This is a genomic window from Serpentinimonas sp. SSL01, assembly GCF_056323735.1.
This window is the reverse complement of sequence record NZ_CM150487.1, coordinates 1,158,049-1,182,567: the sequence shown is the minus strand read 5'-3', so window position 1 is coordinate 1,182,567 and position 24,519 is coordinate 1,158,049. Positions and strand designations below refer to the sequence as shown.

23 protein-coding genes are annotated in these 24,519 nt (G+C 66.2%); 16 read left to right on the top strand and 7 right to left on the bottom strand.

The window, feature by feature from the left end; translation table 11 throughout:
• Positions 1-47: 47 nt before the first annotated feature.
• On the bottom strand, positions 48-701 hold the full coding sequence (locus ACVMK0_RS05605; protein ID WP_476464586.1) for a GntR family transcriptional regulator: 654 nt from the start codon (positions 699-701) through the stop codon (positions 48-50).
• Between the two features lie 289 nt (positions 702-990).
• Here ACVMK0_RS05605 and scpA point away from each other — a divergent pair, with 289 nt between their 5' ends.
• Genes scpA through ACVMK0_RS05580 form a run of 5 tightly spaced genes read left to right on the top strand, consistent with a single transcriptional unit; the run spans position 991 to position 6,678 of the window.
• The gene (gene scpA / locus ACVMK0_RS05600; protein WP_476464585.1) at positions 991-3,141 is read left to right on the top strand and encodes a methylmalonyl-CoA mutase; all 2,151 of its coding nucleotides are present in this window, start codon (positions 991-993) and stop codon (positions 3,139-3,141) included.
• Between the two features lie 57 nt (positions 3,142-3,198).
• The gene (locus tag ACVMK0_RS05595; protein ID WP_045535677.1) at positions 3,199-3,540 is read left to right on the top strand and encodes a ribbon-helix-helix domain-containing protein; all 342 of its coding nucleotides are present in this window, start codon (positions 3,199-3,201) and stop codon (positions 3,538-3,540) included.
• On the top strand, positions 3,537-3,953 hold the full coding sequence (locus ACVMK0_RS05590; RefSeq protein ID WP_476464584.1) for a type II toxin-antitoxin system VapC family toxin: 417 nt from the start codon (positions 3,537-3,539) through the stop codon (positions 3,951-3,953). The genes ACVMK0_RS05595 and ACVMK0_RS05590 overlap by 4 nt, the downstream gene beginning before the upstream one ends.
• Positions 3,953-5,110, top strand: a complete 1,158-nt coding sequence (gene meaB, locus ACVMK0_RS05585; protein WP_476464583.1) for a methylmalonyl Co-A mutase-associated GTPase MeaB — start codon at positions 3,953-3,955, stop codon at positions 5,108-5,110. Before ACVMK0_RS05590 ends, meaB begins: the two co-directional genes overlap by 1 nt.
• 35 nt (positions 5,111-5,145) lie before the next feature.
• The gene (locus tag ACVMK0_RS05580) at positions 5,146-6,678 is read left to right on the top strand and encodes an acyl-CoA carboxylase subunit beta (protein ID WP_476464582.1); all 1,533 of its coding nucleotides are present in this window, start codon (positions 5,146-5,148) and stop codon (positions 6,676-6,678) included.
• A gap of 21 nt (positions 6,679-6,699) precedes the next feature.
• Here ACVMK0_RS05580 and ACVMK0_RS05575 read toward each other — a convergent pair whose 3' ends face one another.
• On the bottom strand, positions 6,700-7,044 hold the full coding sequence (locus ACVMK0_RS05575) for a type II toxin-antitoxin system PemK/MazF family toxin (RefSeq protein WP_045535672.1): 345 nt from the start codon (positions 7,042-7,044) through the stop codon (positions 6,700-6,702).
• The gene (locus ACVMK0_RS05570) at positions 7,041-7,400 is read right to left on the bottom strand and encodes a hypothetical protein (RefSeq protein ID WP_045535669.1); all 360 of its coding nucleotides are present in this window, start codon (positions 7,398-7,400) and stop codon (positions 7,041-7,043) included. The genes ACVMK0_RS05575 and ACVMK0_RS05570 overlap by 4 nt, the downstream gene beginning before the upstream one ends.
• Positions 7,401-7,447: 47 nt before the next feature.
• On the opposite strand from ACVMK0_RS05570, the gene ACVMK0_RS05565 reads away from it, so the two are divergent.
• The 11 genes from ACVMK0_RS05565 (at position 7,448) to ACVMK0_RS05515 (ending at position 21,367) form a co-directional block, all read left to right on the top strand.
• Positions 7,448-9,529 carry an acetyl-CoA carboxylase biotin carboxylase subunit gene (locus ACVMK0_RS05565; protein WP_476464652.1) on the top strand — a complete coding sequence of 694 codons (2,082 nt, stop codon included), beginning with the start codon at positions 7,448-7,450 and terminating at the stop codon, positions 9,527-9,529.
• Entirely contained in the window at positions 9,526-9,990 is a 465-nt protein-coding gene (locus ACVMK0_RS05560; protein WP_045535668.1) for a VOC family protein, read from the top strand. The genes ACVMK0_RS05565 and ACVMK0_RS05560 overlap by 4 nt, the downstream gene beginning before the upstream one ends.
• 86 nt (positions 9,991-10,076) lie before the next feature.
• The gene (locus tag ACVMK0_RS05555; protein ID WP_476464581.1) at positions 10,077-10,340 is read left to right on the top strand and encodes a hypothetical protein; all 264 of its coding nucleotides are present in this window, start codon (positions 10,077-10,079) and stop codon (positions 10,338-10,340) included.
• Positions 10,341-10,581: 241 nt separating this feature from the next.
• A complete protein-coding gene (locus ACVMK0_RS05550) occupies positions 10,582-13,461 on the top strand; it encodes a 2-oxoglutarate dehydrogenase E1 component (protein WP_476464580.1) in 2,880 nt (959 codons plus the stop codon).
• Between the two features lie 108 nt (positions 13,462-13,569).
• Positions 13,570-14,832: a 2-oxoglutarate dehydrogenase complex dihydrolipoyllysine-residue succinyltransferase gene (odhB, locus tag ACVMK0_RS05545; protein WP_476464579.1), complete on the top strand. Its 1,263-nt coding sequence runs from the start codon at positions 13,570-13,572 to the stop codon at positions 14,830-14,832.
• 16 nt (positions 14,833-14,848) lie between these two features.
• Positions 14,849-16,297, top strand: coding sequence for a dihydrolipoyl dehydrogenase (lpdA, locus tag ACVMK0_RS05540; RefSeq protein ID WP_476464578.1), 1,449 nt, complete (start codon positions 14,849-14,851; stop codon positions 16,295-16,297).
• A 42-nt stretch (positions 16,298-16,339) separates the two neighbouring features.
• Entirely contained in the window at positions 16,340-17,578 is a 1,239-nt protein-coding gene (zapE, locus tag ACVMK0_RS05535) for a cell division protein ZapE (protein ID WP_476464577.1), read from the top strand.
• A gap of 74 nt (positions 17,579-17,652) precedes the next feature.
• Positions 17,653-19,065, top strand: a complete 1,413-nt coding sequence (gene dnaB / locus ACVMK0_RS05530; protein ID WP_045535662.1) for a replicative DNA helicase — start codon at positions 17,653-17,655, stop codon at positions 19,063-19,065.
• The gene (locus tag ACVMK0_RS05525) at positions 19,058-19,519 is read left to right on the top strand and encodes an acyl-CoA thioesterase (protein ID WP_045535660.1); all 462 of its coding nucleotides are present in this window, start codon (positions 19,058-19,060) and stop codon (positions 19,517-19,519) included. Before dnaB ends, ACVMK0_RS05525 begins: the two co-directional genes overlap by 8 nt.
• Before the next feature lie 124 nt (positions 19,520-19,643).
• On the top strand, positions 19,644-20,387 hold the full coding sequence (locus ACVMK0_RS05520) for a nitroreductase (protein ID WP_045535659.1): 744 nt from the start codon (positions 19,644-19,646) through the stop codon (positions 20,385-20,387).
• Positions 20,384-21,367, top strand: coding sequence for a 2-hydroxyacid dehydrogenase (locus ACVMK0_RS05515; protein WP_476464576.1), 984 nt, complete (start codon positions 20,384-20,386; stop codon positions 21,365-21,367). Before ACVMK0_RS05520 ends, ACVMK0_RS05515 begins: the two co-directional genes overlap by 4 nt.
• A 59-nt stretch (positions 21,368-21,426) precedes the next feature.
• Here ACVMK0_RS05515 and ACVMK0_RS05510 read toward each other — a convergent pair whose 3' ends face one another.
• The 4 genes from ACVMK0_RS05510 to ACVMK0_RS05495 are packed head-to-tail and all read right to left on the bottom strand — an operon-like array spanning position 21,427 to position 24,489.
• Positions 21,427-22,200, bottom strand: a complete 774-nt coding sequence (locus tag ACVMK0_RS05510) for a peptidylprolyl isomerase (protein ID WP_476464575.1) — start codon at positions 22,198-22,200, stop codon at positions 21,427-21,429.
• A 49-nt stretch (positions 22,201-22,249) separates the two neighbouring features.
• Positions 22,250-22,534 carry a BolA family protein gene (locus ACVMK0_RS05505; protein WP_420834899.1) on the bottom strand — a complete coding sequence of 95 codons (285 nt, stop codon included), beginning with the start codon at positions 22,532-22,534 and terminating at the stop codon, positions 22,250-22,252.
• Positions 22,531-22,968, bottom strand: coding sequence for a peptide-methionine (R)-S-oxide reductase MsrB (msrB, locus tag ACVMK0_RS05500; protein ID WP_476464574.1), 438 nt, complete (start codon positions 22,966-22,968; stop codon positions 22,531-22,533). Before msrB ends, ACVMK0_RS05505 begins: the two co-directional genes overlap by 4 nt.
• Positions 22,969-23,010: 42 nt before the next feature.
• Positions 23,011-24,489: a protein adenylyltransferase SelO gene (locus ACVMK0_RS05495; RefSeq protein ID WP_476464573.1), complete on the bottom strand. Its 1,479-nt coding sequence runs from the start codon at positions 24,487-24,489 to the stop codon at positions 23,011-23,013.
• Positions 24,490-24,519: the final 30 nt, after the last annotated feature.

The window sequence follows — 24,519 nt, the reverse complement described above, 5'->3', positions numbered from 1 at the left end:
ACGGGCCATGAAAGCGGCACCAGATTTCTGCAAATATAACAGGAAAATCAGATGGCTGCTTGCATCCCGTGCTCAAAATGCTGCGCCATAAGGCTGCGGGCGGCGTCGGCGTCGCGCTGTTCGAGCGCGGCCATGAGTGCGCGGTGTTCGAGCAGCGACTCGTGCAAGCGGCCCTCGCGCAAGAGCGAGCCGTGGCGCTTGAGCTTCATGACTTGGCGCAGGTCGGACACCACCTGAGTGCGCCAGCGGTTGCCCGATATGTCGAGCAGTTGCCGGTGAAAGGCTTCGTTGAGGGCAAAAAAGTGCTCACGCGAGCCGGTCTGCGCATCAGCGGCGACCTCGAGCTGCTGGTGCAGGTCTTGCAACTGCTGCAGTTGCTCCGCACTGGCGCGGCTGCAAGCGGCGGCGGCGGCGTCGGCTTCGAGCAGCGCCAGCAGTTCATAGACTTCGCGCAGGTCTTGCTCCGAGACTTCGGTTACGTAGGCGCCGCGGCGCAGCTTCATGGTCACCAGCCCCTCGGCAGCCAGCACCTTGAGCGCCTCGCGCAGCGGCGTGCGACTGATGCCCAATTCTTGGGCGATGCGCAGCTCGTCGATCCAGCTGCCGGGGGCCAGTTCGCGACTGAAAATGCGCTGGCGCAGCCGCTCGGCCACTTCCTGATACAGGGCGGCGCGTGGGGCGAGTGCGGTGGCGGCGGGCATGAGAGCAGCTAGGATGGGCGGGGATTTAACGGCAGGCAGAGGCTGGCAAAGGCGGGTCGTGATGGGTCGTGATGGGCGTTTGCTGGCGCTTGAGCTTTAATGGATGGGCAAGTGCGCAAGCCGTGGGCGAAGCTTGCGCCGAGCTGACCGGGGGATTGTACGCTCGGTTGGATTTTGCATCAATAATTATGAATCATGATGTAGAATGGGCAAGCTCGCCGGCACGGGGTCGGCGCGGTGCGTGCGTGTGAGTCAGCCGGCTGTGGGTCCGGCGCAAGGAGAGTGGTTTATGTCGGGTTCCGAGTTCAAAGCGGCTACGCTCCAAGACTGGCAAGCCGCTGCAGCGCAGTCGCTCAAGGGGCGCTCGGTGGATGCGCTCGACTGGATCACGCCCGAAGGGCTGCGCGTCAAGCCGCTCTACACCGCCGCCGACCTGCAAGGCCTGCCGCACACCGACACCTTGCCCGGTTTTGCGCCCTACATCCGCGGCCCGCAAGCCACCATGTACGCGGTGCGCCCCTGGACCATCCGCCAGTACGCCGGTTTTTCTACCGCCGAAGAAAGCAACGCCTTTTACCGCCAGGCGCTGGCCGCTGGTGGCCAGGGCGTGAGCGTGGCCTTCGACCTGGCCACGCACCGCGGCTACGACAGCGACCACCCGCGCGTCTATGGCGACGTGGGCAAGGCCGGTGTGGCGATCGACAGCGTCGAGGACATGAAAATCCTGTTTGACGGCATCGACCTCGGGCAGGTGAGCGTGAGCATGACCATGAACGGCGCCGTGCTGCCGGTGCTGGCCGGCTACGTGGTGGCGGCTGAGGAGCAGGGTGTGGCGCAGGCGGCCTTGAGCGGCACGATCCAGAACGACATCCTCAAGGAGTTCATGGTTCGCAACACCTACATCTACCCGCCCGAGCCCTCGATGCGCATCATCGGCGACATCATCGAGTACACCGCCCAGCAGATGCCCAAGTTCAACTCGATCAGCATCAGCGGCTACCACCTGCAAGAGGCCGGCGCCAACCAGGCGCTGGAGCTGGCGTTTACGCTCGCTGATGGTCAGGAGTACGTGCGCACCGCCATGGCCAAGGGGCTGGACGTGGACGACTTTGCCCCCCGCCTGAGCTTTTTCTGGGCGGTGGGGATGAATTTTTACCTCGAGATCGCCAAAATGCGCGCCGCGCGCCTGCTCTGGTGCCGCATCATGCAAGGTTTTGGCGCCAAAAAAGACAAGAGCCTGATGCTGCGCACCCACAGCCAGACCAGCGGCTGGAGCCTGACCGAGCAAGACCCGTACAACAACATCGTGCGCACCACCGTCGAGGCCATGGCGGCGGTGTTTGGCGGCACGCAGAGCCTGCACACCAACAGCTTTGACGAAGCGATCGCGCTGCCAACCGAGTTTTCGTCGCGCATCGCACGCAACACCCAGCTCATCATCCAAGAAGAAAGCCAGATCACGCGCGTGGTGGACCCCTGGGCCGGCAGCTACCTGATGGAAAAGCTGACGCAAGACATGGCCGACGCGGCCTGGGCAATCATCGAAGAAGTTGATGCCATCGGCGGCATGACCAAGGCCGTGGACAGCGGCTGGGCCAAGCTGCGCATCGAGGCCAGCGCGGCCGAAAAACAAGCCCGCATCGACTCGGGGCGCGACGTGATCGTGGGCGTGAACAAATACCGGCTCGAGCAAGAAGCGCCGGTCGATATTCTGGAAGTGGACAACCACAAGGTGCGCGAGCAGCAGATCGCGCGCCTGCAAGCCATCAAAGCCAGCCGCGACAACGCGGCGGTGCAGGCGGCGCTGGCCGAGCTGACGGCGGCGGCCGCATCGGGGCAGGGCAATTTGCTCGAGCTCTCGATCCGCGCCATGCGACTGCGCGCCACCGTGGGCGAGGTTTCGGACGCGCTCGAGCAGGTTTTTGGGCGCCACCGCGCCGACACGCAAAAGGTGACTGGGGTGTATGCTGCCGCTTACGACAACACCGAAGGCTGGGCGCGGCTGCAAGCCGAGATCGCCGAGTTTGCCCAAGCCCAAGGCCGCCAGCCGCGGGTGCTGATCGCCAAGCTCGGCCAAGACGGGCACGACCGCGGCGCCAAAGTGGTGGCCACGGCCTTTGCTGACCTCGGTTTTGACGTCGATATCGGGCCGCTGTTTCAAACGCCCGAAGAATGCGCGCGCCAAGCGATCGAAAACGACGTGCACGCGGTGGGCATCAGCACGCTGGCGGCGGGCCACAAGACGCTGGTGCCCGCGATCATCGAAGCCCTCAAGCGCCAAGGCGGCGACGACATCATCGTCTTTGTGGGCGGCGTGATCCCGCGCCAAGACTACGAGTTTTTGTACCAAGCCGGCGTCAAGGGCATCTACGGCCCCGGCACCCCGATCCCGGCCAGCGCCAAAGACGTGCTCGAGCAGATCAAGCAGGCGCTGGCTTGAACGCGGGCCAAGGTTTGTGATACAGTAATACCGTATTGCAACTGCGGGGTAACTACCATGGCCGTCTCAGTCCGACTCGATCCCTTGCTCGAAAAAGAACTCGAACTCGCTGCCAAGCGGCTCGGGGTGAGCAAGTCGCAGTTCATCGTCACCGCGCTGGAGCAGGCGCTGGGGCGCAAGAACCCCTACGAGCTTTATTTGAGCGTGCAGGAAGCCACGCCCGGCTATGCCTTGGGCACCGATACCGCGCAGGCCGCACGCTTGGCCGCCGCCGGCGCTGCGGGCACGGGCAGCACCTCGGACACCATCCGGCAGATGCTGCAACAGCGCCACCAAGCCGAAAGCCAAGATTGGTTGCTGCGCAAAGGCGCAGGCGGTGCCGAGGAGGGCGCAGCTTGAGGCCGGCGCTTTTGGACTCGAGCGCCATGGTGGCGCTGTTCAACCAGAACGAGCGCGCGCATGCCCACTACCGCCGCCTGCTGCACGAGCAGGGGCGCAGCTTGCAGCTCTACACCACTTGGCCGTGCCTGACCGAGGCCGCCTATTTGCTGCACGGGCGCGACCGCAGCCTGATGCTGGCGTGGGTGGGGCATGGCGGCGCGCAGGTTTATCCGCTCGATTGCCAGCACCTGCCCGACATGGCCTTGCTCATGCAGCGCTACAGCGAGCCCGGCAAAACCGAGATGGATTTGGCCGACGCCTCGCTCTACTGGGTGGCGGTGGATGGCAATGTGCACACCATCCTGACGCTGGACGTGCGCGATTTTTCCCGCTACCGCCTGCCCGACGGGCGTGGCTTCGAGCTTTGGTGATGCACGCCCTCCTGCCCGATCTGCTGGGGCCGCACAATGCGGCGCAGCGCCGCGCCCTGTCCAAGGCGATCACGCTGATCGAATCGAGCCGCGCCGACCACCGCGTGCAGGCCCACGCGCTGCTCGACGCGTTGCTGCCGCACACCGGGCGCAGCTTGCGGCTGGGCATCAGCGGCGTGCCCGGGGTGGGCAAGAGCACCTTCATCGAGGCTTTGGGTTTGTACCTGATCGGCCAAGGGCAGCGCGTGGCGGTGCTGGCAGTCGATCCGTCGAGCAGCGTTTCGGGCGGCTCGATATTGGGCGACAAAACGCGCATGGAGCGCCTAAGCAGCGACGAGCGCGCCTACATCCGCCCCAGCCCGAGCCGCGGCCAGCTGGGCGGCGTGGCCGAAAAAACGCGCGAAACCATTTTGCTCTGCGAAGCCGCCGGCTACGGCGTGGTGATCGTCGAGACCGTGGGCGTGGGCCAGAGCGAAACCGCCGTGCACGGCATGACCGACCTGTTTTGCCTGCTGCAACTGCCCAACGCTGGCGACGAGCTGCAAGCCATCAAAAAAGGCGTGATGGAGCTGGCCGATCTGGTGCTGATCAACAAGGCCGACCTCGACCCGGCCGCCGCCACCCGCGCCCGGGCCCAGATTACTGCCGCGCTGCGCCTGTTTGGCTGGCACGGCGAGCACGCGCCGCATGCGGGTGCTAATGAGGCGATCGCGCCCCAGGCGGGTGCAACCGAGGCGATCGCGCCGCGCCCCCCCACGTGGCAGCCGCGTGTGCTCGAGTTCAGCGCCCTGAGCGCCGCGCAGGCGCAACCCACACGCGCCGCCGCGCAGGCGCAACCCATGCGCAACAGCGCGCACCGCTTCGACGCCTTCTGGGCGGCGGTGAGCGAATTCCAGCGCGTGCAGCAGGCCAACGGCCAGTGGCAGGCACGGCGCCAGCGCCAGGCCAGCGCCTGGATGTGGGCGCTGATCGATGCCGGGCTCAAACAGCGTTTTGCCGCCCACCCGCAGGTGCGCGCGCGCCTGCCCGAGGTGGCGCAGCAGGTGCTTGCCGGCTTGCTTGCGCCCTCGAGCGCCGCGCACCAGATGCTGGCGCTGCTCGAGCCTGCACCACCCCCGCAAGCGCCCGCGCCGCCAGCCGCCGTGTGCACCCCTTAACATCTCTGCCAACCCTTTTCGGAGCCCACAGTTCTATGCAAGACATCCTCGACCAACTGGAACGCAAGCGCGCTGCCGCCCGCCTCGGCGGTGGGCAAAAGCGCATCGACGCCCAGCACGCCAAAGGCAAGCTCACCGCGCGCGAGCGCATCGAGGTGCTGCTCGACGAAGGCAGCTTCGAAGAGTGGGACATGTTCGTCGAACACCGCTGCAGCGACTTCGGCATGGCCGAACAGCGCGTCCCCGGCGACGGCGTGGTCACCGGTTACGGCATGATCAACGGCCGCTTGGTGTTCGTCTTCAGCCAAGACTTCACCGTCTTTGGCGGCGCCCTGAGCGAAGCCCACGCCGAAAAAATCTGCAAAATCATGGATCAGGCCATGAAGGTGGGGGCGCCGGTGATCGGCCTCAACGACTCGGGTGGCGCGCGCATCCAAGAGGGCGTGGCCTCGCTGGGCGGCTACGCCGAGGTGTTTCAGCGCAACGTCTGCGCCAGCGGCGTGATTCCGCAGATCAGCCTGATCATGGGGCCGTGCGCCGGCGGGGCGGTGTATTCGCCCGCCATGACCGACTTTATCTTCATGGTCAAAGACAGCAGCTACATGTTCGTCACCGGCCCCGAAGTGGTCAAAACCGTGACGCACGAAGAAGTCACGGCCGAAGAACTCGGGGGTGCCAGCACCCACACCAGCCGCAGCGGCGTGGCCGATCTGGCCTGCAACGACGACGTCGAGGCGCTGCTGATGCTGCGCCGGCTCTACAACTACCTGCCGCTCAACAACCGCGAAAAAGCCCCGCTGCGCCCCAGTGGCGACCCGATCGACCGCGCCGAACTGAGCCTCGATACGCTGGTGCCGGACCACCCCAACAAAGCCTACGACATGAAGGAGCTGATCCTTAAAACCGTGGACGATGGCGACTTCTTCGAGCTCCAGCCCGACTACGCCAAAAACATCATCGTCGGCTTTGCGCGCATGGACGGCCAGACCGTGGGCATCGTGGCCAACCAGCCGCTGGTGCTGGCCGGCTGCCTCGACATCAAGAGCAGCATCAAGGCGGCGCGCTTCGTGCGCTTTTGCGACGCCTTCAACATCCCGGTCGTCACCTTTGTCGATGTGCCCGGCTTCATGCCCGGCACGGCGCAAGAGTACGGCGGCATCATCAAGCACGGCGCCAAGCTGCTCTACGCCTACGCCGAGTGCACGGTGCCCAAGATCACCGTGATCACGCGCAAAGCCTACGGCGGCGCCTACGACGTGATGAGCTCCAAGCACCTGCGCGGCGACGTCAATCTGGCCTGGCCCAACGCCGAAATCGCCGTCATGGGCGCCAAGGGCGCGGTCGAGATCATCTTTCGCGAAGAAAAGAAAGACCCAGCCCGGCTGGCGCAGCGCGAGGCCGAATACAAGGCGCGCTTTGCCAACCCCTTTGTCGCCGGTGCGCGCGGCTACATCGACGACGTGATCCTGCCGCACGAAACCCGCAAACGCATCTGCCGCTCGCTGGTCATGCTGCGCGACAAAAAACTCGAGAACCCGTGGCGCAAGCACGGCAACATTCCGCTGTGAGGCGCTGCCGCCATGTTTGAGCTAAGCCAGCCCGAGCACGCGCAGCAGCGCGCGCCCGATGGCATCCAGATCGGCGGGGCTGAGCCGCCCGATGCAGCGTTGCAAACGACTCTGATCCACGCAGCGTATGTGTTCGATGCGTGCCTTGGAGCTGCTGCCCGCCGAGGGCACGGCGACCAGCAGGGGAAAACGGGCAGCCTCTGGGGTGGAGCTCAGGGGCACGACGACCACGGTGCGCCGGCTGCGGTTGATCACGCTGGCCGAGAGCACCACGCAAGGGCGGGTTTTGGCGATTTCGCTGCCGCGCACCGGATCGAGCTCGACCCAGCACACCGCGCCGCGTTCGAGCGCAGTGGCTTGCGTCATCGGCGGCTTTCGGCGCGGGCCGTGGGTGCTTCGAGTGCGGCTTGGGCAGCGCCAAACTCGCGCTCAAAGGTGACCAAATCGAAATCGGGGTCTGAGTGTTCGACCGCTGGCGTCAGGGCGCTGCCCACCCATTCAGCGCCCTCGCGCGCCAACGCGGGGCTGGCGGCTTCGATGCGGTTCATGTATGTGCAGGCTGCCTGCAGTTGCGCGTCTTCTAGGTCCAGCGCTTGGCGCACCAGATCGACCAGAAACTGGTTGCGCTGGCGCGGCGCCACCGCTCTGGCCAGGCGGGTGGCGAGCTCGTCGGGCAGGCGCAGCAGCACCTGTTTGGGGCGGTGGGCAGGAGTGCGCAACATGAACTCATGCTATCAAGATATCAACGCAAACGCAAGAGGTGTCCGACGTGTTTAAGAAAATCCTAATCGCCAACCGCGGTGAAATCGCCTGCCGCGTGATCGCCACGGCGAAAAAAATGGGCATCGCCGCGGTGGCGGTGTATTCCGAGGCCGATCGCGAGGCGCGCCACGTCAAGCTGGCCGACGAGGCCGTGCTGCTGGGCCCGGCGCCCAGCCGCGAGAGCTATCTGGTGGCCGACAAGCTCCTCGCCGCCTGCCACGCCACCGGCGCGCAGGCGCTGCATCCCGGCTATGGCTTTTTGAGCGAGAACGAAGACTTTGCGCGCCGCTGCGAGGCCGAGGGCATCGTCTTCATCGGCCCCAAGGCGCACAGCATCGCCGCCATGGGCGACAAAATCGCCTCCAAAAAGCTGGCACAAGCCGCCGGCGTGAGCACCATTCCGGGCTGGAACGAGGCCATCGACACGCCCGAGCAGGCGGTGCAGATCGCGCAGGGCATCGGCTACCCGGTGATGATCAAGGCCAGCGCGGGCGGTGGCGGCAAGGGGCTGCGCGTGGCCTACAACGACAAAGAGGCCTTCGAGGGCTTCAGCAGTTGCCGCAACGAGGCGCGCAACAGCTTTGGCGACGACCGCATCTTCATCGAAAAATTCGTGCAAGAGCCGCGCCACATCGAAATCCAGGTGCTGGGCGACGCGCACGGCAACGTGATCTACCTCGGCGAGCGCGAGTGCTCGATCCAGCGCCGGCACCAAAAGGTGATCGAAGAGGCGCCGTCGCCCTTCATCAGCGAGGCCACGCGCCACGCCATGGGCGCGCAGGCGGTGGCGCTGGCGCAAGCCGTGCAGTACCAGAGCGCGGGCACGGTCGAGTTCGTGGTGGGCAAAGACCAAGATTTTTACTTCCTCGAGATGAACACCCGCCTGCAGGTGGAGCACCCGGTGACCGAGTGCATCACCGGGCTCGATCTGGTGGAGCTGATGATTCGCGTCGCCGCCGGCGAGCCGCTGCCGCTGACCCAAGCCGAAGTCAAGCGCCAAGGCTGGGCGATCGAGTGCCGCATCAACGCCGAAGACCCGTTTCGCAACTTCCTGCCCAGCACCGGGCGGCTGGTGCGCTTCAACCCGCCGCAACCTACGCTTTTTGCAGCGGGAACGGCGCTTGAGGCCGCCACGGGCGATGCCAGCGCCGCCTTTGGCGGTGTGCGCGTCGATACCGGCGTGTTTGAGGGCGGCGAGATCCCGATGCACTACGACTCGATGATCGCCAAGCTGATCGTGCACGGTCGCGACCGCGCCGACGCGATTGCGCGCATGCGCGAGGCGCTCAACGGCTTTGTGATCCGCGGCATCGGCAGCAACATCCCGTTCCAGTCGGCCTTGCTCGCGCACCCAGACTTCGTCTCGGGCCACTTCAACACCGGCTTTATCGCCCAGCACTACGCGCACGGCTTCAAGGCCGAGGACGTGCCGCACACCGACCCCGATTTTCTGCTGGCGCTGGCCGCCTTCGTGCGCCGCAAGAGCCGCGAGCGCGCCACCGGCATCTCGGGCCAGTTGCCGGGTTATGGCGTGAAGGTGGGGCAAGATTACGTGGTCATCAGCCTGGCGGCCGATGGCGCACACCGCTACACCCCGGTGCACGTGGACGAGTTTGTGGGCGAAAGCGGCTGTGCCTCGGTGCGCGTGGGGGCGCGGCACTACCAGATGCGCTCACCGTCGCGCCTCAACGACATCGTCATCAGCGGTCAGTGCAATCAGCAGCCCTTCACGGCGCAGATCGAGCGCGGCGCGCCCGGCAACCCGCTGGCGCTGGTGCTGCAGCACAACGGCGCGCGCCTGCAGGCCATGGTGGTCTCGCCGCGCATGGCCGAACTGCACCGGCTCATGCCCTTCAAGCGGCCGCCCGATCTGAGCCGCTTCGTGCTCTCGCCCATGCCTGGGCTGCTGGTGGACGTGGCGGTGCAGCCGGGCCAAAAGGTGCAAGCCGGCGAGCGCGTGGCGGTGATCGAGGCCATGAAGATGGAGAACGTGCTCTTTGCCGCCGCCGACGGCGTGGTGACCAAGGTGCTGGCGGCCAAGGGCGAAAGCCTGGTGGTGGATCAGCCGATCGTGGAGTTTGCACAATGAGCGCGCGGCCCTTCAAGGTGCTGGGCGTGCAGCAGATCGCCATCGGCGGCCCCGACAAAGAGCGCCTGCGCCAGCTCTGGGTGCAGTTGCTGGGCTTGCAGGTCACGGGCAGCTTTCGCAGCGAACGCGAAAACGTCGATGAAGACATCTGCACCCTCGGGCGCGGGGCGCACGCGGTCGAAGTCGATCTGATGCAGCCGATAGACCCACAGGCCAAACCGGCGGTGCACAGCACGCCGCTGAATCACATCGGGCTCTGGGTGGACGACCTGCCCGTGGCCGTGCAGTGGCTCACGGCGCAGGGGGTGCGCTTCGCCCCCGGGGGCATCCGCAAGGGCGCAGCCGGTTACGACATCTGCTTCATGCACCCCAAAGCCAGCGCCGAATTTCCCTACTCGGGTGAGGGCGTGCTGATCGAGCTGGTGCAGGCGCCGCCGCAGGTGATTGCGGCGCTGGGCTGAGATGCTGAACTGCGATCGCATCCCGGCACCAAGGCGCCACAGCTGTCAGAATAGCCTCATTCCCATTTTTGGAGGTGCACAACACCATGGCCATGCTTGGATTGCGTTGCCCCGCTGCACTGCGCGGCTTGGCGTTGCTGGCGCTGGCGCTGGCGCTCACCGGCTGCGCCACCGTCAACCTCGGGGTTTCGGTGCCTTTGGGCCGAGGCACCTCGGTGGGTGTGGGCGTGGGCAGCGATGGCCGCGTGGGGGTGGGCGTGGGGGTGTCGGTGGGCGCGGGCAGCGTCAACGTGGGCACCAGCGGTCAGCTTCCTGTCAACAACGAGGCTCAAACTGCGCCGCAAAATTAGCCCGGCCCAGCGCTTGGCGGTGGCGGCCCACAGCCCCCCGCGAGCCCCAATCGGTGGCCTATAAGGCTCAGGAGACAAGCACAAATTTTTTCCAATCGAGCCGCAATCGGTGGCACAATCGCGGGATTGCGTGGGCCTATTTTGGGCCCGTGTCGCATCCGCCAATCGGTGCAGCCGTGTCGCGGAAGGTTTTCTCAACCCACTTGTGTTTCCTGCAGGGAAACTGAAGGCGAGCGATTTCATGAATCAGACCTCTGGCGTCTATCAAGCCTATCAAGGCAATTCGTACCTGTTCGGCGGCAACGCGCCCTATGTCGAGGAGATGTACGAAAACTACCTCGCCGACCCGACCTCGGTGCCCGATTCTTGGCGCGACTACTTCGATGCGTTGCAAAACGTGCCGGCGCTCGATGGCAGCGCAGCTCGCGACGTGCCCCATTTGCCGGTCATCAATGCCTTTGCCGAGCGCGCCAAGCAGGGCGTGACGCAGGTGGTGGTGGCCTCGAACGCCAACCCTGAGCTGGCGCGCAAACAGGTTTATGCGCAGCAGCTCATCGCCGCCTACCGCAACGTGGGGCAGCGTTGGGCCGACCTTGATCCGCTCAAGCGCACCGAGCGCGAGCAGATCCCCGACCTCGACCCGGCTTTTTATGGCTTTGGCGACGCCGACTTCGAGACGGTGTTCAGCACCAACAACACCTTCTTCCGGCGCGAGACCATGCCGCTGCGCGAGCTGCTCAACGCGCTGCGCGAGACCTACTGCGGCTCCATAGGGGCCGAGTTCATGTACCTCAGCGACCAGACGCAAAAGCGCTGGTGGCAAGAGCGGCTCGAAGGCGTGCGCAGCAAGCCCAACTTCAGCACCGACGAGAAAAAACACATCCTCGACCGCCTCACAGCTGCCGAAGGCCTTGAGCGCTTTTTGCACACCAAATACGTGGGCCAAAAGCGCTTCTCGCTCGAAGGCGGGGAGAGCTTCATCGTGGCCATGGACCGGGTCATCCAGCAAGCCGGCGCCAAGGGCGTGCAAGAGATCGTGATCGGCATGGCGCACCGTGGGCGCCTCAATGTGCTGGTCAACACCTTGGGCAAAATGCCCAAAGACCTGTTTGCCGAGTTCGACCACACCGCCCCCGAAGACCTGCCCGCAGGTGACGTGAAATACCACCAAGGCTTCAGCTCCGACGTCAGCACCCCCGGCGGCCCGGTGCACCTGAGCCTGGCTTTCAACCCCTCGCACCTCGAGATCGTGAACCCGGTGGTGGAGGGATCGGTGCGCGCGCGCATGGACCGGCGCGGCGACCGCAAGGGCGCGCAGGTGCTGCCCATTTTGGTGCACGGCGACGCCGCCATCGCCGGCCAAGGCGTGGTGCAAGAGACGCTGGCGCTGGCCCAAACCCGGGGCTACTCCACCGGCGGCACGGTGCACATCGTCATCAACAACCAGATCGGCTTTACCACCTCGGACCCCCGCGACGCCCGCTCGACCCTGTACTGCACCGACATCGTCAAGATGATCGAGGCGCCGGTGCTGCACGTCAACGGCGACGACCCGGAAGCGGTGGCGCTGGCGGCGCAGCTGGCGATCGAATACCGCATGACCTTCTCCAAGGACGTGGTGATCGACATCATCTGCTTTCGCAAGCTCGGCCACAACGAGCAAGACACCCCGGCGCTGACGCAGCCGCTGATGTACAAAAAGATCGCCCAGCACCCGGGCACGCGCAAGCTCTACGCCGACAAGCTGGCGGCGCAAGGCTTGGGTGAAAACTTGGGCGACGAAATGGTCAAAGCCTACCGCGCCGCGCTCGACGAAGGCCGGCACACGGTGGACCCGGTGCTGACCAATTTCAAGAGCAAGTTCGCCGTTGACTGGGCCCCGTTCTTGGGCAAAAAATGGAGCGACAGCGCCGACACCGCGATCCCGCTGGCCGAGTGGAAGCGCCTGGCCGAGCGCATCACCACCCTGCCGGCCAGCGTGACGCCGCACCAACTGGTGAAAAAGGTCTATGCCGACCGCGCCGACATGGGCCGCGGCGAGCTCAACGTTGACTGGGGCATGGGCGAGCACATGGCGTTTGCCTCGCTGGTGGCCAGCGGTTATGCGGTGCGCCTGTCGGGTGAAGACTGCGGCCGCGGCACCTTCACCCACCGCCACGCCGTGATCCACGACCAGAACCGCGAAAAGTGGAACGAGGGCACCTACATCCCCTTGCAAAACGTGGCCGAGAACCAGGCCCCGTTCGTGGTCATCGACTCGATCCTGTCCGAAGAAGCGGTGCTGGGCTTTGAGTACGGCTACGCCTCCAACGACCCGAACACGCTGGTGATCTGGGAAGCGCAGTTTGGCGACTTCGTCAACGGCGCCCAGGTGGTGATCGACCAGTTCATCGCCTCGGGCGAAGTCAAGTGGGGCCGCGTCAACGGCATCACCCTGATGCTGCCGCACGGCTACGAGGGCCAAGGCCCGGAGCACAGCTCGGCGCGCGTCGAGCGCTTTTTGCAGCTCGCGGCCGACACCAACATGCAACTGGTGCAACCGACCACCGCCAGCCAGATCTTTCACGTGCTGCGCCGGCAAATGGTGCGCAACCTGCGCAAGCCGCTGGTGATCTTCACGCCCAAGAGCCTGTTGCGCAACAAAGACGCCGGCTCGCCCCTGAGCGAATTCACCAAGGGCGGCTTCCAGACCGTGATCCCGGAGCACAGCGCCGAGGTGGCCAAAAACGCAAGCGCAGTCAAGCGCGTGATCGCCTGCTCGGGCAAGGTCTATTACGACTTGGTGAAAAAGCGCGAAGAAAAAGGCGCGCACGACGTGGCCATACTGCGCGTCGAGCAGCTCTACCCGTTCCCGCACAAGGCCTTTGCCGCCGAGCTCAAGCGCTACCCGAACGCGACCGACATTGTCTGGTGCCAAGACGAGCCGCAAAACCAGGGCGCTTGGTTCTTTATCCAGCACAACATCCACGACAACATGCTCGACGGCCAACGCCTGGGCTACGCCGGCCGCGCCGCTTCGGCCTCGCCAGCGGTGGGTTATGCGCACCTGCACCAAGACCAGCAAAAGACCCTGATCGAAGCCGCCTTCGGCAAGCTCAAGGGTTTCATCCTGAGCAAATGAGCCCTGCGCCTGCGGGCGCACGCACCCACACCCCGCGCAACCGAAATTTAGCCAAGCCACGTTAAGCCGTTTAGGCACCCAGCAAACGCATTCAAGGATCGAACCATCATGGCACTCGTAGAAGTCAAAGTCCCGCAGTTGTCGGAATCCGTGGCCGAAGCCACCCTGTTGCAGTGGAAGGCCAAAGTCGGCCAGCCGGTTACGGCCGATCAAATCCTGATCGACATCGAAACCGACAAGGTGGTGCTCGAGGTGCCGGCGCCGGCCTCGGGCGTGCTGGCCGAGCTGGTGGAGGCCGACGGCGCCACCGTGGCCTCAGACCAAGTGATCGCGCGCATTGACACCGAAGGCAAAGTGGCTGCCGCCGCAGCCCCATCTGCCGCGGCCCCTGCTGCCGCCGCCAGTGCCAAAGCCGCCCCAGCCGCTGCCGCCAGCGCCGCCGGCGTGGCCATGCCCGCCGCCGCCAAGCTGCTGGCCGAGCACCAGCTCAGCGCCGCCGCCGTGGCGGGCACGGGCAAAGACGGGCGCGTGCTCAAGGGCGACGTACTGGCTGCCGTGGCCTCCGGAACTGCCGCGCCAGCCAAGGCCGCCGCCCCGGCTGCGGCCATCCCCACCGGGGTGCCGACCCAAGCGCTGCCGCAAGTGGCAGCACCCAACATCGACCTCGGTCAGCGCCCCGAGCAGCGCGTGCCCATGAGCCGCCTGCGCGCCCGCGTGGCCGAGCGGCTGCTGCAATCGCAAGCCACCAACGCCATCCTGACCACCTTCAACGAAGTCAACATGGCGCCGGTGATGGAGATGCGCAAGCGCTTCCAAGAGCGCTTCGAGAAAGAGCACGGCGTCAAGCTGGGCTTCATGAGCTTCTTCGTCAAGGCCGCGGTGCACGCGCTCAAAAAATTCCCGGTGGTCAACGCGTCGGTCGATGGCAACGACATCGTCTATCACGGCTACTTCGACATCGGCATCGCCGTCGGTTCGCCGCGCGGGCTGGTGGTGCCGATCATCCGCAACGCCGACCAGCTTGGCTTTGCCGAAATCGAAAAGAAAATCGCTGAATTTGGCAAAAAAGCCCAAGAAGGCAAGCTCGGCATCGAAGAGATGAGCGGCGGCACCTTCTCGATCTCCAACGGCGGCACCTTTGGCTCCATGCTCTCGACGCCAATCATCAACCCACCGCAGTCGGCCATTTTGGGCGTGCACGCCACCAAAGACCGGGCCGTGGTGGAAAACGGCCAGATCGTGATCCGACCGATCAACTACCTGGCGCTGAGCTACGACCACCGCATCATCGACGGCCGCGAAGCCGTGCTCAGCTTGGTGGCGATGAAGGAAGCGCTCGAAGACCCGTCGCGCCTGCTGTTCAATCTGTGAGCTGGAGCGCCCGACCATGAGCCAAACATTTGATGTGATCGTCATCGGCGCTGGCCCCGGTGGCTATATCGCCGCCATCCGCGCCGCCCAGCTCGGCTTCAAGGTGGCGTGCATCGACGCCTGGAGCAACGCCGACGGTAGCCCCGCCCCGGGCGGCACCTGCACCAACGTCGGCTGCATCCCGTCCAAGGCGCTGCTGCAATCGTCCGAGCACTTTGAGCACGCGCGGCTGCACTTTGCCGAGCACGGCATCAGCACCGGCGCCGTGAAGATCGACGTGGCACAGATGCTGGGCCGCAAAAACACCGTGGTGAAGCAAAACAACGACGGCATCCTGTACCTGTTCAAGAAAAACAAGGTGGCGTTTTTCCACGGCCGCGCCAGTTTTGTGCAAGCCAGCGACGGTGGCTACCAGATCGCCGTGGCCGCCCCCGAGGCTGCCGCTGCAGGCGCAGAACCGCAGACCCTGAGCGCCAAACAGGTGATCGTGGCCACCGGCTCGAGCGCGCGCGAGCTGCCCGGGGTGCCCTTCGACGAAGTCAACGTGCTCTCCAACGACGGCGGCTTGCGCTTGGGCGCGGTGCCCAAGCGGCTGGCGGTGATCGGCTCGGGCGTGATCGGGCTCGAGCTCGGTTCGGTCTGGCGCCGCCTCGGTGCCGACGTCACCGTGCTCGAAGGACTGCCGACCTTCCTCGGCGCGGTCGATGAACAGATCGCGCGCGAAGCCAAAAAAGCCTTCGACAAGCAAGGCCTGAAGATCGAGCTCGGGGTGCAGGTGGGCGAGATCAAGGCGCTCAAAAAAGGCGTATCCATCGCCTACACCAACGCCAAAGGCGAGCCGCAGACGCTCGAGGCCGACAAGCTGATCGTCTCGATCGGGCGCGCACCCAACACGCAGGGGCTCAACGCGCAGGCGGTGGGCTTGCAGCTCGACGAGCGCGGCGCCATTGTGGTCGATGCCGACTGCCGCACCAACCTGCCCGGCGTCTGGGCGGTGGGCGATGTGGTGCGCGGCCCCATGCTGGCGCACAAGGCCGAAGAAGAGGGCGTGGCGGTGGCCGAGCGCATCGCCGGCCAGCACGGGCACGTGAACTTCGACACCATCCCTTGGGTGATTTACACCAGCCCGGAAATCGCTTGGGTGGGCCGCACCGAGCAGCAGCTCAAGGCCGACGGCGTGGCTTACAAGGCCGGCACCTTCCCGTTCTTGGCCAACGGCCGCGCGCGCGCGCTGGGCGACACCACCGGCATGGTCAAAATGCTGGCCGACGCCACCACCGACCAAATTTTGGGTGTGCACATCGTCGGGCCCATGGCCAGCGAGCTGATCGCCGAAGCGGTGCTGGCGCTCGAGTTCAAGGCCAGCGCCGAAGACATCGCGCGCATCTGCCACGCCCACCCCAGCCTGAGCGAAGCCACCAAAGAAGCGGCGCTGGCCGTGGACAAGCGCGCGCTGAACTTTTAAGCTCTAGGCACAGCTGGCCCTGCAATGCCCGAGCCCAGCGCGATGAGCGGACTGACCGATCCAGCCGCCGAAGCGGGCAGCGCCTCCTCGCTCGATGCCCCGGTGGCCACGCCCGCCGAGCGGACGGCGGCGCAGCAGGCCCGGTCGGCGGCCCAAGCAGCTGCTGCGCCAGCCCCCGCTTGGGGGCCCGTGCGCGCCCTCTACGAAGCCGAGCTGCGCCAGCGCGGCTACCAGAGCGACCCGGCGCAGCTGCGCGCCGTGGAGGCGCTGGAGCGCTGCGCCGCCGAGTGGACGCACTTCAAGCAGCGCCGCTCCAACGCCCTCAAGAAGTTCATCAACCGCCTGCCCATACCGCGCGGGGTGTATCTGTACGGCGGCGTCGGGCGCGGCAAGAGCTTTTTGATGGACTGCTTTTACAACGCGGTGCCGCTGCGGCGCAAGACCCGGCTGCATTTTCACGAGTTCATGCGCGAGGTGCACCGGCAGCTGGCCGAGCTGCAAGGCACCGTGAACCCGCTCGACGAGCTCGGGCGGCGCATGGCGGTGCGCTACCGGCTGGTGTGCTTCGACGAGTTCCACGTCGCCGACGTCACCGACGCCATGATCTTGCACCGCGTGCTCGACGCCATGCACAAATACGGCATCGGCATCGTCACCACCAGCAACTTCCACCCCGACGGCCTGTACCCCGACGGCCTGCACCGCGACCGCATCCTGCCGGCCATCGAAGGGCTCAAGCGCAGCATGGACGTGCTCAACGTCGATCACGGCATCGACTACCGCCAGCGCACGCTCGAGCAGCTGCCGCTGTATCTGTGGCCGCTGGGCCCCGAGGTCGAGGTGCAGATGGAAGCGGCCTTTGAGCGCTTGGCCGAAGCACACGACCAAGAGCCGGTGCTGCAGATCGAAGCGCGCACCATCCGCGCCATCCGGCGCGCCGGTGGTGTGGTGTGGTTCGACTTTCGCACCCTGTGCGGCGGCCCGCGCTCACAAAACGACTACCTCGAACTCGCCAACCAGTTCCACACCGTGTTGCTCAGCCACGTGCCGCACCTGCCGGTGAACATGGCCTCGCAGGCGCGGCGCTTTACCTGGCTGGTCGATGTGCTCTATGACCGGCGCGTCAAGCTCATCGTCTCGGCGGCCGTGCAGCCCGAGCAGCTCTACACCGAGGGCCCGCTGGCGCACGAGTTTCCGCGCACCGTCTCGCGCCTGAACGAAATGCAGTCGCGCGAGTACCTGCTGCAAGCGCGGCGCGAGGTCGATACCGGGCTGACCTAACGCAGGCCTCGGCGCCGTGCGCACCGCCGCGCCGCGCTGGTTAAGATCGCAGACCCTGAAAGGTACTCTGCCCCATGTCTGCTTTGTTTGCTCTCGACGATCTGCCCCCGGAGGCTTATCCGGACCCCCAAGTGGCGCAACTGCGCGTGCCGCCGCACTCGATCGAATCCGAATCCAGCGTGCTCGGTGGGCTGCTGCTCGACAACAGCGCCTGGGACCGGGTCGCCGACCTGATGGTCGAATCCGACTGCTACCGGCGCGAACACCAGCTCATTTTCGCGGCCATCGCATCGCTGATCAACGCCGGCAAGCCGGCCGACGTCATCACCGTTTTCGAGCACCTGAGCGGCCAAGGGCGCGCCGACGAGGTCGGGGGGCTCGCCTACCTGAATTCGCTGGCGCAGTTTGTGCCCAGCGCCGGCAACATCCGCCGCTACGCCGAAATCGTGCGCGAGCGCGCGATTTTGCGCAAACTCATCGGCGCCAGCGACGACATCGCCGGCAGCGCCTACAACCCCAAGGGCCGGCCGGTGGCCACCATTTTGGACGAGGCCGAACAAAAAATCTTCCACATCGGTGAAGAAGGCTCGCGCCTCAAGCAGGGTTTTCAGTCGCTCGATTCGCTCGTCGTCAATCTGATGGACCGGGTGCAGGAGATGGCCGACAACCCCAACGACATCACCGGGGTGCCGACTGGCTTCATCGACCTGGACCGCATGACCTCGGGCCTGCAGGCGGGCGACTTGGTGGTGCTGGCGGCGCGGCCCTCGATGGGCAAAACCGCGCTGGCCATCAACATCGCCGAACACGTGGCGCTGCACGAGGGGCTGCCGGTGGCGGTGTTTTCGATGGAGATGGGCGCGGCGCAGCTGGCGGTGCGCATCGTGGGTTCGATCGGGCGCATCCACCAAGGGCGCTTGCGCACCGGCAAGCTCAACGAAGACGAGTGGCCGCGCCTGACCGAGGCGATCGAAAAACTGCGCCACGTGTCGCTGCACATCGACGAAACGGCGGGGCTGACCTCGGCCGAACTGCGCGCCAACGCGCGCCGGCTGGCGCGCCAGTGCGGCAAGCTGGGGCTGATCGTGGTCGATTATTTGCAGCTGATGAGTGGCAGCGCCTCGGGCGACGAAAACCGCGCCACCGAACTGGGCGAAATCTCGCGCGGCCTCAAGATGCTGGCCAAAGAGCTGCAATGCCCGGTGATTGCGCTCTCGCAGCTCAATCGCTCGGTCGAAACCCGCACCGACAAGCGCCCGATGATGAGCGATCTGCGCGAATCGGGCGCCATCGAACAAGACGCCGACATCATCATGTTCATCTACCGCGACGAGTACTACACCAAAGAGGCTTGCAAAGAGCCGGGCGTGGCCGAAATCATCATCGGCAAGCAGCGCAACGGTCCCACCGGCACCGTCAAGCTCACCTTTCTCAACGTGCTCACGCGCTTCGAGAGCCTGGCGCAGGAGGGCGGCTACCATGGCTGAAGCCGCTGCACCGGCCCCCGCTCTGGCCCGCCCCAGCCCGCTGGCGCGCACCGAGTTCCGGCACTTCATGCCGATCCAGACGCGCTGGATGGACAACGACCTCTACGGCCACGTCAACAACGTTGTCTATTACAGCTGGTTCGACACGGCCGTGAACCGCTACCTGATCGAACAGGGCGTGCTCGACATCCACGCCGGCGCGGTGATCGGGCTGGTGATCGAAACCCAATGCAACTACTTTGCCCCGCTGGCTTTTCCCGAACCGGTCGAAGCCGGCTTGCGGGTGGCGCACTTGGGGCGCTCCAGCGTGCGCTATCAGGTCGGGTTGTATGCCCAAGGCGCGGCGCTGTGCGCGGCCTCGGGGCACTTCGTGCACGTGTATGTGGACCGGGCCACACGGCGCCCGGTGCCGCTGCCGCCGGATTTGCACGCCGTGCTCACCGGTTTGCTTTAAGAGGCTGTCGCCTAGGCGGCGTTGTGGGCCCGGGCGGGCGCGCTTTTAGCCGCCATAATGCATCCCGACCCCACCTTGGTGCACGACCTTGCACCCGCCCTTCAGACCATCGGAGCCCCACCGCATGACCGCAGCCATCCCCCAGAATCCTCCCTTTTTGCGCCCCGTGGTGGCCGACCCCGCCAGCGTCGAAGCGGCGATCGAGAGCCGCCAGTCGATCCGTGCCTATTTGCCCACACCGGTGCCGCGCCCGCTGCTGGAGCGGCTGCTGGCGCTCGCCAGCCGGGCCCCGTCGGGCACCAACACCCAGCCTTGGAAGGTGTATGTGCTGCAGGGGGCCAGCCGGGACGCCTTGGTGCAAAAAGTCTGCGCCGCCCACGACGCCGTGCGCGCCGACCCGGCACTGGCCGAGCAATACCGCGAATCCTACGACTACTACCCCAAGCAGTGGATCAGCCCCTACATCGAACGGCGGCGCGAAAACGGCCTGAGCCTGTACACCCTGCTGGGCATCGGCAAGGGCGACAAAGACCGCATGCACGCGCAGTGGCAGCGCAACTACCGTTTTTTCGACGCGCCCGTGGGGCTGTTTGTGACCATTGACAAGGCCATGGGTGGCGGCTCGCTGCTCGATACCGGCATGTTTTTGCAAAACCTGACGCTGGCCGCTCGTGCGCACGGGCTGGACGCCTGCGCCCAAGCGGCTTGGAACGGCTACGCCAGCATCGTGCTGCCGCACGTGGGGGCGGGCGACAACGAGATGCTGGTGTGCGGGCTTGCGCTCGGCTACGCCGACCCCAGCGACCCCATCAACACCTTTCGCACCCCGCGTCTGCCCGTGGCTGCCTTCACCACCTGGCTCGAATGAAGCAGCAGCGGCCCGGCGTGCTGCTCACGCGCCGTCTGTTCCCCGAGGTGCTGCAGCGCCTGAGCGCGCACTTCGAGGTGCGCGACAACCCCGACGACGCGGTCTGGACCCCGGCCGAGCTGATTGAGCGCTTGCAAGGGCAGTGGGGGGTGTTGGCCACCCAAGGTGAGCGCATCGACGCCACCGTGCTGGCCGCCTGCCCGCAGCTGCGCGTGGTTGCCAACATGGCGGTGGGTTTCAACAACCTCGACCTCGAGGCCCTAGCGCGCCACGGCGTGCAGGCCAGCAACACCCCCGACGTGCTCACCGAAAGCACGGCCGACTTCGGCATGGCGCTGCTGCTGGCTACGGCGCGGCGCATCAGCGAGGGCGAGCGCTACCTGCGCGCCGGGCGCTGGCACAAGTGGTCAGCCGACCTGCTGCTGGGCGCCGAGGTAAACCACAGCACACTGGGCATTCTGGGCATGGGGCGCATTGGGCAGGCGATCGCACGCCGCGCCGCGCACGGCTTTGCCATGCAGGTGCTGTACCACAACCGCAATCCGCTCGATGCCGCCACCGAACGTGCTTGCGCCGCCCGCTATGTGAGCAAAGCCGAGTTGCTGCGCCAAGCCGACCACCTGCTGCTGGTGCTGCCCTACACGAGCGCCAACCACCACACCATCGCCGCGGACGAACTGGCGCAGATGAAGCCCAGTGCCACCTTGGTCAACCTCGCGCGCGGTGGCATCGTCGATGAGCGGGCGCTGGCGCACGCGCTGCGCAGCGGCCAGCTTGCCGCCGCCGGGCTCGACGTGTTCGAGGGCGAGCCGCAGGTGCGGCCCGAGCTGCTGGAGCTGCCCAACGTGGTGCTTACGCCCCACATCGCCAGTTCCACCCGGGGCACCCGTTTGGGTATGGCGCTGCTGGCGGCAGACAATTTGATCGCCTACCACCAGCGGGGCCAACTGCTGACTCCGGTCAAGCACCCAGCGGCTTGAAGTCCGGCTGAAGCCGTGGAGTTGATTCAGGGCGTCAATCGGCGCCCCAACGCAGATCTTTAGCGAATCCGCGCCCGGCCGCGCAGATCTTCCTGAAATGCCATCAGGCGCTGTTCCATCAGGTTTTGCTCGATCTGCGGCCTGAGTGCCTCCAGCGGCGGCAGTTGCGCAGCGCGCACGTCGTCGACGCGGATCAGGTGCCAGCCAAACTGGCTGCGCACCGGTTCGGCGCTCAGCTGGCCTTTGCCGAGCTTGATCATGGCTTGCGAGAACTCGGGCACGAACACGTCGGCGCCGGCCCAGTCGAGGTCGCCGCCGCGCGGGGCGGAGCCGGGGTCGCGCGAGCGTGTGCGTGCCAGTTCTTCGAAGTTGGCGCCAGCGCGGATTTCACCCAGAATGGCGCGGGCCTCGGCCTCGGTCTCGACCAAAATGTGGCGCACGCGGAACTCTTGGCCCTGGTTGGCGGCGGCGAATTTGGCGTATTCGGCCTGCACCTGGGCGTCGGTGACCGGGTTTTTGCGCTGGAAGTCGGCGAACAGTTCGCGGATGAGCAAGGTTTGCGTGGCCAGTTGCACCTGGGCGCGGAACTCGGGGCTGGCACGCAGACCGCGGCGCTCGGCTTCTTGGGCAAAAATTTCGCGCATGATGGCCTCTTCGCGCAACTGGGCGCGCATGGCGTCGTCCACGGTGCGGCCGCCGCGTTCGGCTTGTTGCACCAGCGTATTCAGGCGCGCCGTGGGCACGGGTTTGCCGTTGACGATGGCCAGGTTTTGCGCATAAGCGGGCAGGGCGAGGGTGGCGGCCAAGGCCACGGCGGTGAGCAGAAGTTTCATGGGCTGAGGGGAAGGATCGAAGAAGTAAGGCGTTAGGGTGGCGTGCAAACTAGCGTCGAATCTCGATTGCCAGCGCGTGCAAGCCTGCGTCTATAAAGGGACGAAGCGCATCATACACAAGCCGGTGCGCCGCCACACGGCTCAAGCCGTCAAAACGCGCCGCCGCGATGCGCACCCGAAAGTGGCTGCCATAGCCGTGTGCGTTGGCCCCGGCATGGCCGGCGTGGGCAGCGCTCTCGTCGATCACTTCCAGCAGGTGCGGCGCGAGGCTCTGCTGCAAGGTGGCGCGCAGCGCTTCGGCGCTAGGGGGTGGGGGGGGTGGGGTGGGTATCACAGGGTGCCATTATCGCTACGCTGGCCGTCGGGCGCTTGCCACTCGAGCGCGGCCGAGTTCATGCAGTAGCGCAGGCCCGTGGGGGCCGGGCCATCGTCGAACACATGGCCGAGGTGGGCGCCGCATTGGCTGCACAGGGTTTCGGTGCGCACCATGCCGTGGCTGTGGTCGCGGCGCGCGCTCACCGCACCCGATAGGGCGTGGCTGAAGCTGGGCCAGCCGCAACCGGCGTCGAATTTGGTGCCGCTGTCAAACAAAGGCTGGCCGCAGCAGATGCAGTGGTAGCGGCCTTGGGCCCAGTGCGCTTCGTAGCGGCCGCTGAAAGGGCGCTCGGTGGCGGCTTGCCGGGTCACGGCGTAGGCCAGCGGCTCGGCCGCTTTGGCGGCCAGCAGTTCGCGCCACTGCTCGGGGCTTTTGTGGATGGCAAATTCCATGGTCGGTAACGCAACGGCTAGGGTTTTACAAAAATACACACATCAGGACGAGCAGCTCAGCACGATCTGCGCCGCCCAGTCGGGTGCCGCAGCGGCCAGATCGTCGCAGTCGGGCAGATCGTCGTAGGGCTGTGCCAGCGCGGCTTGCAGGCGCTGCAGGGGCTCGAACTGGCGCTGCTCGGCGGCCTCGATGGCCGCTTGCGCCAGGTGGTTGCGCAGCACCAGGCGCGGGTTGCTGCGTCGCATCAGGGCGCGCGCCTGTACCGGCGTGTGCGCCGCTTCGCTGAGCAGGCGTTCGCGCCAGCGCCGCGCCCAGGCATCGAAGGCATCGGATTGCTGCAGCTGCGCACGCGCTGGCCCTAGGTCGGCCACACGGGCGCTGTGTGCATAGTCGGCCACGCCGTCGCTCAGGCAGCGCCAGAACCAAGTGAAATCGGCGCGCTCGTCGGCCAGCAGGCGCAGCAGGTCGTCGCTCAGCTGGGCGTCGTCGGGGCGCAGCTCGCTCAGGCCCAGCTTGGCGTTCAGGCGCTGCTGCAGCGCGCCGGCAAAGTGGTTTTCGAAAGGCTGCAGGGCCGCGCGCGCCTGCTCCAGATCGTCTAGCAGCGGCAACAGCGCTTGCGCCAAGCAGTACAGGTTCCAGAGCGCGATGCGCGGCTGTTGCGCCCAGGCGTAGCGGCCGCTGTCGTCGGAGTGGTTGCAGATGTGTTGCGGATCAAAGCCGTCCATGAACTGGAACGGGCCGTAGTCGATCGTCAGCCCGAGGATGCTCATGTTGTCGGTGTTCATGACGCCGTGGCAAAAGCCCAGCGCCTGCCATTGCGCCAGCAGCTCGGCGGTGCGCCGCGTCACGGCTGCCAGCAGCGCGGCGCTGCGCTGCGCCGGTTGCGGCCAGGCAGCGCAATCGGGGTAGTGGTGTTCAATCACGAACTCGGTCAGGGCGCGCAGCTCGGCGTGCAGCCCGCGCCGCGAAAAATGCTCAAAATGCCCAAAGCGGATGAAGCTCGGCGCCAGCCGCGTGACCACGGCCGCCGTTTCGATGCGCTCGCGCCGCACGGCCGTGGGCGAGCCGGTGATGCACAGGGCGCGCGTGCTCGGCACGCCCAGCGCGTGCATGGCCTCGCTGCACAGAAACTCCCGGATCGAGCTGCGCAGCACGGCGCGGCCATCGCCCATGCGCGAGTAGGGCGTCAGGCCGCTGCCCTTGAGCTGCACCTCCCACAGCGCCTCGGGCCCGGCGCGCTCGCCCAGCAGCAGCGCCCGGCCGTCGCCCAACTGGCCGGCCCACACGCCAAACTGGTGCCCGCTGTACACGCTGGCCAGCGGCGAGGCGCCGGGCGCGAGCGCATTGCCGCTGGCTTGGGCCAGGTGCGCGGCGCTGTGCGGCCAAGCGGCAGGCAAGCCAAGGTCGGCCACGGCGGCGGGGCTGCAGCCCACCCAATAGGGGTCGGCCAAGGGCTGCGGCCCGAGCCGGGTGTAAAAGGCCGCGCCCAGCGACTCGAAGCGGCTGCTTTGCAATTCCATGCCGGCATTGTCCCCTGTGCGGCTAGGCCC